Raw genomic sequence first — 8,831 nt, 5'->3', positions numbered from 1 at the left:
TCCATTGATTGGATTGTAACTGAAGTTGTTTCACCTGAGTTAGCCCCTACTTGGAACTTAAAGCTAGTTGAAGTTGCAGCAGCTGAAGCACCTGAACCTGAAGCTGCACCTGTACCGAAAAGACCTAAGCCGTTAAACTTAGTGTTCTTGCTGATAGCATCGATGTTAGAAACTAAAGTGTTCATTTCCAAAGCGATTTCTTGACGGTCTTCTGATTGTAATGTTCCGTTTGATGCTTGAAGGGAAAGGTCACGCATCCGGTTTAACATCTTTTGAGTTTCTTCAAGCGCACCTTCTGCTGTTTGAAGAAGGGAAATCCCATCTTGAGCGTTTGAGCGTGCTTGCTTCATCCCACTGATTTGAGCAGTCATCTTGTTTGAGATTGCTAAACCAGCAGCATCGTCTGCAGCTGTGTTAATCCGTGAGCCAGATGATAATTTTTCTAAGGCATTTGCCTTAGCGTTAGCAGCTGCTGAGTACTTTGTATATGTGTTCATTGCGGCAGTATTTGTATTAATACGCATAATGAAGTTCCTCCTAATCAAATGTTTGTTGTTAGTTAGAGTTGTTTAACTCCTTACATGTATATATATCGGCAGCAAATAATTTTATTAAACCCTTTTTTACAAAAAAAATTATTTTTTTCTTAGTAAGCGCTCTACTCCCGCCTTAGCTAATTCATATTTACCGGCTAACCGATAGGCTCCCAAGGCCTGTTGCTTATTTCCCATAGCTTCATGAATTACCCCTTGTTGATAGTAACTTAGGTAGGTATTAATGCCTAAAGAATCTGAATTAGCTAATTTTCTAGCATTCTCAAAAGCTGTCAAAGCGTCTGCAAACTGACCTATATTCATATAAGCCAGTCCAGCTGCAAACTGAAAATCAGATAGACCTTGATAATAGGGGTTAAAGGTAGTAACTATGTTAAATGCTCCTTGATAGTCTTTAACTTCTATTAAGGCCGAAATTAAATTAGTGACAGCCGTTAGCGTTTCTTCTTTAGCAAGTTCAAGCGGACCACTTAAAAAGTCGAGGTAAGCTTGACTAGCGGCCTCATAATTTTCAAAATGGTAGTAACTTTCTGCTAACTCAAAGCTTGCAGTTGGATTAGGTTTTTGCTTTAAACTAGCTTTAAGCCTAGTTTGCTTAGCTACTTCGCTTTGGTAATAAGCTTCATAGGTCAAATTTTTAGCCAAGATTAAAGGTAACTCGACTTGTTTCAGTAACTGCCTAGGCTTTCTACTACTGATATCGGTTAGGTTAGGGCCGTTAAACTTAGAATAAGACTTAACTAAGAGTCTTAACTCATGAGTTTGCCGTCCGAATTCATCCCCCTTAACCGGAACTTTAATCCGTACCCGCCCCACAATGGCGGCTTTTTTACTAGTAATTTGCTTTAAAACATCCGGGTCAGCTCCAAGTAACTTTTCATTAGCATGAACTATGAGCCCATAATCCGTGGTTAACTTAGTTAAACAGTAATTCCCTAACTCATCTTCTTGCCCACTAAAGTGATATACAGCTTGACTATACTGACGAGCTAACGTAATCGTTTGCGGATTGGTTCCCCTTACAAGGATGAGATAGTTCGCCCTTAAAACCGCCAGTGATTGTAAACAAGCTGTTAGCTTGGTTGTTTCTTCATCGACCAAAACAACTACTGTCAGTTGCTGATCTAGATTTAATTTGAGCTTTTCATCCCCGACCTTAGTAAGCATTTCCTTAGCTAAAACCCACCTACCTTGACGCTCATAAATTTTAGCTAAATCCTTACAAGCATCTGCTGTGGTCCAACCAAATTCACCCTTATCTGGCGAAGCGAGCGTCAATGCTTTTTTTAAAGCTCTTATTGCCTGTTCATCATTATCGGTGACAACGTAAACCGTTGCAAAGATGCAAAGCATATCAAAAGAATCTTGGCACTGTTCCTGGCATAAGTTAACACACTCTAAAGCCTTGTCATAGCGCTTAGTTTTAATACAAAGCTTAAGGTAAGCGTCAATTCCGTCCCTCACCCACTGAAGGCGGTAATTTTTTTGTATTAAAAAGAACTTAGCAAAGTATTCAAACGACTGCTGATAATTCTTTAAAATGTAGTAACTTTTGGCTAACTGATAAATAAAATAAACATGGTCGGGGGTTACTGCCAGTTGTGCTAATAACAATTCTACATTCCGTTGACTCTTTTTTTGCAAGAGTTTTTCATCTTGATACCCATAATGAATTGTCCTAAACTTTAACACCTTAGTATCCAATAAAGCACTTTCGTCAGCAATCAAGCCAACCTGTTCATGAATTCGATAGTAGTATTTACAGTAGCGTCGATCATAAACCCGAATTACATTGTTTATCACCTGGTTTTGCTTTTTGCCACTACTTAAAATATTAACAACCTTATACAGTCCCACCGTCTTTTTAGTATCAGTGTTAATAAAGAAATCTTGTAACTCCTCCTTGCTACCACCAACTAAGCGTTCATCGCTATCTAAAGTTAAAATGTAATCAAAGCTGGCCTTACTAGCGGCAAAATTTCGGGCGGCAGCAAAATCATTCACCCAGTCAAAGTGGTAGACCTTATCTGTAAATTGGCGGGCAATCTCAACCGTTTTATCAGTCGAACCGGTATCTGCAATTACGATTTCAAAATTATACCGGTACAGAGAAGCTAAACACTCTGCTAATGTCCTTTGATTATTCTTAGTAATTAGGCAAGCAGAAATCAACTGGTCTTTTTGCCGAGTAGCTAGTTTAGCTAGCTCACCACTTGCCCTTTCATCATCACTAGCTGCAAACAACTCTTTGGCTAGCTGAACTTTGCCAGCCTGTAAAGCATCTAACCCTGCTTGGTACTCATCACTCATTTTCTTTTCCCCCTAATCCTCTTCATTAATAATTGGGTTTAAGGAATTAGCCAGGCGTTTGGCTTCCCTAAAAGCTTGCTGTGCTGCTTGTTTTTTACCTATTTTTTTCAAATAATGTCCCAAGCTAAATTGATAAATAGCAAAGTTTTGGTAAAACTGCGTCCACGTTTCTAAATAAGACTCTAACCAATCAATTTGGTCGCTAAAAACACTCGCTAATATGGCATTAGCCACACTGTGCAAACTCTCTTCTAGTCCATAATCGCAGTCTTTTAAGTAAGATTGATAGTATTTTAAAGCATTGGTATAATTTCCTTCAATAAATAGTAAGGTGGCATAAACACTACTTGTTTTACTAAAGTCTAAACTAGCGCGGACCTCAATTGGACTTTCAATCGTTAGCGGAATTAGCACTTCCTTTGTATCTGAAGTCGCTTGTAGTAAACCAGCTTGAAATTCATGAGCTGTTCCTGTGGCTAGCCGTAACTCATGATAGAAACTCCGATACCCCAGCACCTTTACTTGATTAGGGCTAAAGACTAGTCCATAACCACTAAGAGCTAGCTTAGATTCTAAAACTGCTTTTAATTTACCTAAATCTAAGTCAACTAAGCTTTCACCACTGTACAGTACTAAACTATAATTAGTCGTTTGCTTGAGGTACTCATTCAATGCGCTTGGTTCTAGCTGGACCAACTTACTCTTACCTAAAATAGCTTGCGGATAAGCTTTTTGACTCAAGACTAGTTTAGTAAAGGGAAGGGTTTCCAAACTGGTTAATGTCTTTATCAATGCCCTTTCATCCTTAAGCGTGTCTAAAATATAAACTGTTACCGCTTGACTAAATTGCCTTTGTCTAAGTGCCAATAATTCTGTTTGAGCAGGTCCAAAGTCAGCAGAACATTGTTTATAGTAGCAACTAGCTTGCTGAAAATCTCCTAAATAAGCATAGATTTTACCTAAGTTATAGTAGGCAAAGTCCCCATCCTTTCCAACTAAGGTGACCTGACTACACTTTACTGCTCGCCTGAAAGCTTCAACAGCCTGATTGATTCGGTTTAGTTTCAAATAAAAGTCACCCGCGTCATACCAAAAATCTGCTAAATTTGGAAATTTCTTAGCAAAATAAGTAAGCTTAGCTAACACTAAGTCGGTTTGGCCCAGGTTTAAAAGAGCTTTTAAATACCCATAGCAAACATCATAGGCATAAACGTAGCTATAATTAAAATTGCGGTTAGCTAACTCTTCTTCAAAGTATTTTAGTGCTAGCTCATATTGTTCTAAGTTTAAGTAGCTCATGCCGACTTGGAAAAGCAGGTAAATATTATGTTCATCGTTTTTTAAATCCTGTAAAAGTAAAGCAAGATTACGCTTAGACTTAGCTTTAACCACCCCAGCTCCTGCATAACCATCATGGTACATCTTCAATTCAACCGTAATCGTGCGACTATTTACATCTTTCATCAAAGGTACTGGTTGTTCGTGGGCCTTACCTTCGTAATGAAAATACTTCTTAGAAAAAATCCGGGGTACCACCGCATGGTATTCACCATAGGCTAAATTGGGTTCGATATTAACCTGATAACAACAAGCAAGGGTATATAAATCTCGGCGAATAAATGACTCTAAGGCGGCCTTATTAAAAGTCATCTCCTTTTCATCTAACCATTCATCACTATCAATCACCATAATGTCGTCGTAATAAGCTTGCTCTAGAGAGTAATTTCGCGCCGCTGAAAAATCGTCACACCATTCAAAGGTAAAGTAACGGCCATTTAGTTCCGTAACTATTTTTCTAGTTTCATCATTAAAACCGGTGTCAACCACCACAATGTCTGCCTTTAGAAAGGCAAGTGACTTTAAGCAACGTTTTAACTTTTCATTTTCGTTCTTAGTAATGATACATACAGATAAGTCCATCTTTTTATCCTTTCTTAGTCGGGTACAAATTTTGCAGGCGCTTTCTGGCTGGTTCATAGTTGCGACACTTTTGGTAGGCCTTTTGGGCTAAGCCTAATTTGTTTTGGTACTCGTAAATTACCCCTTGGTTGTAGTAAGACAGCCAGCTATTAATGCCTTCATCCCGCGAATTGCCCCGTAAAATCGTCAGCCGGTAGTTTTCTAGTGCCGCCTCAAATTTTCCTTGCGCCAGGTAAATGTTACCGAGCGTAAATAAATAGTCCGCTTGGCCATTGAGTTCATCCTTAAAGATTAAGGCGGCCTTTAAAGCCTGATCATAATTTTTAACCTTCAAATAGGTCAAACAGAGCTGGCAAACTAGTTCTAGTAAGGTTAGGCCCTGGGGATCATGTTTTAGAGCCGCAAGGTAAAACATGCTGGCCTGCTCATAGTTAGCCTGCTTGAAATAGCTATTACCTGTCAGCATTAGGGTGTCTACATCCATCTTATCACTGGCACGTTGGTAACAGTACTCGGCTTGTTCAATTGCTTTGGCCTTCCTATAAGCCTCCCCCAACTTCAACCAGATTTGATAACCATCCGCCCTACGCTCAGCAAATTGGGAATTATTCAAACTCAGACAGGTTTCATAATAACTAGCAGCTTGATTATACAAGCCAGCTAGGCTAAAGAGGCCTGCAATGAAGTAAAAGCTATCACCATCACCTTCATACAAGGACCGGTAAGCCTTGGCAGCGGCTACTAAGTTATTATTCAACTTTAACGCTTGATAAGTGGTCAATAAACCCTTCAAGCAGTCTAAACTATAAGTTTTAGCTTGAACTTGGTTAGCTAAAGACTTCTTAAAAGCCGCTAGGGCTAACTCATACTCCTTTCTCACTAGATAACTTCGTCCTAACTGATAGTAAATGTAGGCATCCTTAGGTTTGGTAAGTAATTCTTTTTTTAATAACTGTTCATTGCGATATGATTTAGCTGCTAACATCACCAGATTATGATAGCCGGTGTGTCCCAGTCCAATCCTACTTGAAACATAGTCAACCTCTATTGGAGTAGCTGACCTTAAGACTAATTGCTCATGAACTAGTCCTTGATACTTAAAATATTTCCGTGAATATAATCTAGCCTCAATTTCATGGCTGACTCCCGTTTGCTCATCACTACTAGTAAAACTTGTTCGCGCTACCGTGCCCACGGTCTTGCTTAAATCATTTTCCATGAAAAACGGTAAGGGTGACCCCGTCAGTAGGTATTCATCACTATCCAGTGTCATAATCCAGTCGTACTGAGCTTGGCTAGCCGCAAAATTCCTGGCTGCAGCAAAGTCATCATTCCAGTCGTAAGTGTAATAGCTACACTGGTACTGGTCAGCTAATAACTTCAAAGCTGTCAAGCTAGGGTTAGTATTTACTAACACTATTTCTGTCCCCCACTTTACCACCGAATCTAGACACTTTTTTACCCCCCGTAACTGATTAGCAATAATACAAACTGATACTCGCATCGAATTTTTCCACCTCTTCTTCTTTAATCTCTATATTATTTTATCGGCTAAAAAAAATAAAATTTAAACAAAAACCCATAATAACCGATATATATTTTAGAAAGCATATTACGAGGGAGATTACATATGAAAAATTTAGTCGCACTTTGCCCTTACGTGGCCTACCGCAATGAGCAGCTTCTAAAAGACTGCGTCTTAATTCCTTATACCTTTATGACCCACCTAGGCTATGACGTCACCGTGATGACTGCTCAAAAAGAAGAATTCACCTACCTTAACCAACTATCCGGTCTCAGACTTGATATTGTCCCTACTTGTCCACTAGAACAATGGGCCGATTACCTAGTTGACTACCTTAAAAATTATCCCCACGAGATTGATGTTCTCTTCTTATTTGGCATGTACGCTACCTACTATCCGGTCGTAAAATATTTTAAAGACCATTACCAAGGTAAGATTATTTTAAAAGCAGATGCTAATAGTTACTGGGTAAGTGAACTAATCAATCCCAATACTCCTCAGTATGATTACTTGATTCACCACTGTGACATTATCACCTGCGAAGGAGTTGCCATGCAAAACTACCTTGCGAAGAAATGGCGCCGGCCCATCGACCTCTTCAGAAATGGTAGTCGGGATGTCGACTTCAATCACCAACTTACTTTTAACTCCAAAGAAGAACTCATTGTAAACGTTGGGCGCCAAGAAACGGGCAGAAAAAATACCCCCGCACTAATTAAAACCTTTGCTCAACTGGCTCCTTCTTTTCCTGCTTGGCGCTTAGCCTTAATCGGAACTTACGAACCAGCCATCAAATCTTTGGTTGAACGCTATTACCAATTAAATCCGCAGCTGAAAAAGCAACTACTATTAACTGGTCCTATCGCCGATAAAAAACTTTTAGAAAGCTACTATGCCAAAGCAAAAATCTTTATAACCGCCTCTTATCTTGAAGGCGGTAGTCCTAACGTGGTCGCAGAAGCCCTCCGAAACGGCTGCTACCTAGTCACCTCTAAGATTGATGCTTGGCAAGATACCTTTGCACCTGAAGCCGGGGCTAGCTTTGATCATGATGATTTAGTAGCCTTATCCGCTGAATTAAAACAGGCAATGTCTGACTCCAAGTTATGCCAACAAGCCTTTACACTAAACCGGGCCTACGTTCAGGCTGAATTAAGCTATGAACAGCAAGTCAGCCGCTTAGAAACCCTATTGAAAGTTCGAGGTAAATTAAATGACAATAACTAACTTAGATTACTACCGCTTTGAATACTACAGTCAGTCTTATTCTCCTTTGGGAAGGGTGGAACAAGATAAGCTTTACCAAACAGTGTTGGAATATTTGCGTCAACACTTTAAAACCCCCACTGAATTTAATCTAGCTAAAAAGTTGATAACGCAATACTTTAGCTACCTACGCTCCTCACCCAGTCCGCAAATTATTGTGGCTAATAGCCATAAATTCGACGCCTTGTTGAGTCAAATCGCTCACGCCTTTAACAACCAGAATCTCTTTTTTCACCTAGCAATCAACCAAAATCAAACGATTGCTGGCGCTAACCAACAAACTTATAACTTGCTCCCCCAACAGTGGGACACTTTAAATCAGCTCCCCTATATTTCTAGTTTAATCTTAGGACCTGATTTTAACTTTGATGCTGCTAGCTTGGATGCCCTAAAGGCTAAGCTCAATCGTGACGGCCACCTCTTTGAACTAACTGCCACTGAGTTACATCTTGAAAGGCTAGGCCAAACTAAAGGAATTCTGGGTATAGAAAGCCAAGCCCAAGAATTAAGAACCGACTTCAACAGGCGTTTAGAATTACTAACAACACTAACAGCTGAAGATAAGTTAAAGGCTATCCTGTCTTTAGAAGCTGACTACTACCGCTATTACGATTACCTTGACCTTGCTAGTGTTGAGCTAATTGAGCAAATTAACCGACTAAAAAATGAGACCCTAAGTGCATTATCTAAGGAGGAATCTTGATGGCTAACCTACTAGCTCTCTGTCCCTATGTAGCCTACCGCAATGAGCAGCTTTTGAAAGACTGCGTTTTAATTCCCTATACTTTTATGACCCACCTAGGCTATGACGTCACCGTAATGACTGCTCAAAAAGAAGAATTTACCTACCTCGACCAATTACCTGGACTCAAGCTTGACATTGTCCCTACTTGTCCACTAGAACAGTGGGCTGATTACTTAGTTACCTACCTAAAGGATTATTCTAAGGACATCGACGTTCTCTTCTTATTTGGTATGTATGGTACCTACTATCCAGTTGTAAAATATTTTAAGGAACATTATCGAGGGAAGATTATTTTAAAGGCGGATGCTAATAGTCAATGGGTGGGTGAACTAATCAATCCTAGTACTCCTCCATATGATTACTTAATCAAAAACTGTGACATTATTTCCTGCGAAGGATCTGCCATGCAAAATTATTTGGCCAAAAAGTGGCGGCGCCCGGTTGAATTAATTAGAAATGGTAGCCTTAAGCGTGACTTCAACCTATAACTCTCTCCTAAAATCAAGGACAA

The 8,831-nt window shown here is 39.6% G+C and carries 7 protein-coding genes; 3 read left to right on the top strand and 4 right to left on the bottom strand.

Going from position 1 to position 8,831, the window contains the following annotated elements; translation table 11 throughout:
* The 4 genes from FC14_RS10990 to FC14_RS10015 form a co-directional block, all read right to left on the bottom strand.
* Positions 1-524, bottom strand: a 524-nt coding sequence (locus tag FC14_RS10990) for a flagellin N-terminal helical domain-containing protein (protein WP_478212001.1), incomplete at its 3' end; no start/stop codon positions are given.
* Between the two features lie 111 nt (positions 525-635).
* Positions 636-2,864, bottom strand: coding sequence for a tetratricopeptide repeat-containing glycosyltransferase family 2 protein (locus FC14_RS10025; protein ID WP_056977888.1), 2,229 nt, complete (start codon positions 2,862-2,864; stop codon positions 636-638).
* Between the two features lie 12 nt (positions 2,865-2,876).
* Positions 2,877-4,784 (bottom strand): glycosyltransferase, encoded by a 1,908-nt coding sequence (locus tag FC14_RS10020; protein ID WP_056977886.1) that lies wholly within the window; start codon positions 4,782-4,784, stop codon positions 2,877-2,879.
* Between the two features lie 4 nt (positions 4,785-4,788).
* Entirely contained in the window at positions 4,789-6,288 is a 1,500-nt protein-coding gene (locus FC14_RS10015; RefSeq protein WP_056977884.1) for a glycosyltransferase, read from the bottom strand.
* A 126-nt stretch (positions 6,289-6,414) separates the two neighbouring features.
* Here FC14_RS10015 and FC14_RS10010 point away from each other — a divergent pair, with 126 nt between their 5' ends.
* From FC14_RS10010 to FC14_RS10000, 3 genes are read left to right on the top strand one after another with little or no spacing between them, the layout of a single operon-like run.
* Positions 6,415-7,536, top strand: a complete 1,122-nt coding sequence (locus FC14_RS10010; protein WP_056977882.1) for a glycosyltransferase family 4 protein — start codon at positions 6,415-6,417, stop codon at positions 7,534-7,536.
* A complete protein-coding gene (locus FC14_RS10005) occupies positions 7,523-8,278 on the top strand; it encodes a hypothetical protein (protein ID WP_056977881.1) in 756 nt (251 codons plus the stop codon). Before FC14_RS10010 ends, FC14_RS10005 begins: the two co-directional genes overlap by 14 nt.
* Positions 8,278-8,808 (top strand): hypothetical protein, encoded by a 531-nt coding sequence (locus FC14_RS10000; protein WP_056977879.1) that lies wholly within the window; start codon positions 8,278-8,280, stop codon positions 8,806-8,808. Before FC14_RS10005 ends, FC14_RS10000 begins: the two co-directional genes overlap by 1 nt.
* The last annotated feature ends 23 nt before the right edge of the window (positions 8,809-8,831 follow it).

Origin of the sequence: Ligilactobacillus agilis DSM 20509 (genome assembly GCF_001436215.1) — a bacterium.
GTDB classification, from domain to species: Bacteria; Bacillota; Bacilli; order Lactobacillales; family Lactobacillaceae; genus Ligilactobacillus; species Ligilactobacillus agilis.
This window is presented reverse-complemented; position numbering and strand designations above follow the sequence as displayed.

Excerpts from the sequence above, each read along its gene's own strand:
- FC14_RS10025 (WP_056977888.1), bottom strand. The coding sequence starts at position 2,864 with ATGAGTGATGAGTACCAAGCAGGGTTAGATGCTTTACAGGCTGGCAAA.
- FC14_RS10020 (WP_056977886.1), bottom strand. The coding sequence starts at position 4,784 with ATGGACTTATCTGTATGTATCATTACTAAGAACGAAAATGAAAAGTTA.
- FC14_RS10015 (WP_056977884.1), bottom strand. The coding sequence starts at position 6,288 with ATGCGAGTATCAGTTTGTATTATTGCTAATCAGTTACGGGGGGTAAAA.
- FC14_RS10010 (WP_056977882.1), top strand. The coding sequence starts at position 6,415 with ATGAAAAATTTAGTCGCACTTTGCCCTTACGTGGCCTACCGCAATGAG.
- FC14_RS10005 (WP_056977881.1), top strand. The coding sequence starts at position 7,523 with ATGACAATAACTAACTTAGATTACTACCGCTTTGAATACTACAGTCAG.
- FC14_RS10000 (WP_056977879.1), top strand. The coding sequence starts at position 8,278 with ATGGCTAACCTACTAGCTCTCTGTCCCTATGTAGCCTACCGCAATGAG.